Annotated in this window: 2 protein-coding genes; one reads left to right on the forward strand and one right to left on the reverse strand. The window is 71.1% G+C overall.

Annotated features, from left to right (window positions below):
- On the forward strand, positions 1-1,223 hold a 1,223-nt coding region (locus VFO68_RS17185), incomplete at its 5' end, for a glycoside hydrolase family 3 C-terminal domain-containing protein (protein WP_325159311.1).
- A gap of 73 nt (positions 1,224-1,296) precedes the next feature.
- Here VFO68_RS17185 and VFO68_RS17190 read toward each other — a convergent pair.
- The coding region (locus VFO68_RS17190; protein ID WP_325159312.1) for a cellulose binding domain-containing protein at positions 1,297-2,243 on the reverse strand (947 nt) is incomplete at its 5' end.

Below are 2,243 nucleotides of genomic sequence, written 5' to 3' on the forward strand. Positions count from 1 at the left end.
AGGGCCTGGTGTCCGAGAAGCGGATCGACCAGTCGGTACGGCGGATCCTGCGGCTGAAGTTCCAGCTCGGCCTGTTCGACAACCCGTACGTGGACCCGGCTGCGGCGGACTCGGCCGTGAAGGCCGGCCGGGACGCGACGCTGGCCGCGGCCAGGGACTCGATCACGCTGCTGCGCAACGAGGGCAACGCGCTGCCGCTGGCGCCGAACGCCAAGGTCGTCGTGACCGGGCCGAGCGCGGACTCGATGACCAACCAGCTCGGCGGCTGGAGTGTGAGCTGGCAGGGCGTGTTCGGCGCCGGCCACGTCTGCTGCATGGGACCGGCCGACCAGATCCCGCCGGGCACCACCGTGCTGTCCGGGCTGCAGGCCGCCACGCCGAACGTCACCTACGCGCCGGACCAGGCGAGTGCGGTGGCGGCGGCGGCCGGTGCGGACGCGGTCGTGGTCGCGGTGGGCGAGAAGGCCTACGCCGAGGGGCTGGGCGACAACCCGGCGCCTGCGTTGGCCGCGGACCAGAAGGCGCTGGTGAGCGCGTTGCAGGCGACCGGCAAGCCGGTCATCGTCGTGGTGCTCGCCGGCCGGCCGCTCGGGCTCGGCCCGGCCAAGGACACCGCGGCCCTGCTGATGGCCTACCAGGGCAGCACCGAGGCGGGCACCGCGGTCGCGGACGCGATCTTCGGTCGGATCAACCCGAGCGGCCGGCTTCCGGTCAGTTGGCCGTCCGAGGCCGACGCGCCGGGCGGCGACTTCTGCGGCGACTGTCCGTCCCCGATCGGCGACCAGCCGAAGACCTTCGACCACCTGCCGAGCACCGCGTCCGGTCAGGGCAACGCCTACAACCCGTTGTATCCCTTCGGGTTCGGGCTGAGCTACACGACGTTCGCGACCAGCAACCTGACCGCGACCGGCTCGGTCCGGCGGGACGGCACGGTCGAGGTCAGCGTCACGGTCACCAACACCGGGTCCCGGCCGGGCACCCAGGTGGTACCGGTCTACGTCAACCAACCGGTCAGCGACATCGTCGTGCCGCCGAAGCGGCTGGCGACGTTCGCCAGGGTCGAGTTGGCCGCCGGGCAGTCCAGGACGGTGCGGATGTCCTTCCCGGTCTCAGTGCTGGCGGTGACGCCGGGCGACATCGAGGCCACCGGCCGGCCCGAGGTGCAACGCGGTTCCTACCAGGTCCAGGTGGACGCGCTCAGCGCCCCGTTCACGATCCGCTGACCAGGTGAAAAGGCGATGAGGGAAGCAACGCGGCGTTGCTTCCCTCATCGCGGCGCGGCCGCGCCCGGGATGGTCAGGCGACCGTGCAGGCGTTTCCGTTGAGGGTGAACGAGGTCGGCTCACCGGTGTTGCCGGTGTGGCCGGCCTGGAAGCCGATGCTGCCCACCGACTGACCGGGGTTGATCACCGCGTTGTGGCCGACGTTGCGGGCGGTCACCTGACCGGAGTTGGGGCTGTAGGAGGCGTTCCAGCCGCTGGAGATCGTCTGCCCGGTGGGCAGGGTGAACACCAGGGACCAGCCGTTGACCTGGGTGCCGCCGGTGTTGGCGATGGTGATGTCGGTGGTGAGGCCGTTGTTCCAGGCGTTGACGGTGTAGCTGACCCGGCACGCGGAGACCGGCGGCGGCCCGGTGGTCGTGGTGGTCGTGACCGGCGGCGTTCCGGTGTTCAGCCCCATGAACGCGATGGCCATCGCCGCCTGGCCGCCCATCGGCAGGCTGTGCCCGACGCCCTGCAGGCTGATTCCCTCGACCGGGGCCATCACACCGGTGCCGCCGTAGCGGGTGCGGGTCCAGCCGGACTGCGGGGTGTCGGTCATGGCCGGCGTCTGGCTCACGCCGAGCACGTTGGTCCACTGCTTGATCTCCTCCCCGAAGTTGGGGAAGCGCAGCGTGGAGTCCGCGGTGCCGTGCCAGACCTGCATGCGTGGGCGGGCACCGGTGTAGCCCGGGAAGGCGGCCCGGGCCGCGTCTCCCCACTGCTGCGCGGTCCTGATCACGGTGCCGTTGGCGCACTCGCTGTTCCACTCGTTCGGCGGCGTGGTCGCGAAGCAGGTGTCCGGCACTCCCATGAACGCCGCGCCCGCCTTGAACACGTCGGGATAGTTGGCGAGCAGGACGTTGGTCATCATGGCGCCCGAGGAGGCCCCGGTGACGTACACCCGGTTCGGGTCGCCGTTGAACCGCTGCTCCACGTAGGTGACCATGGACATGATCCCGACCGGGTCGCTGCCGCCGCCCC

The organism is Actinophytocola sp., assembly GCF_035712165.1.
Taxonomy (GTDB): Bacteria; Actinomycetota; Actinomycetes; order Mycobacteriales; family Pseudonocardiaceae; genus DASYTH01.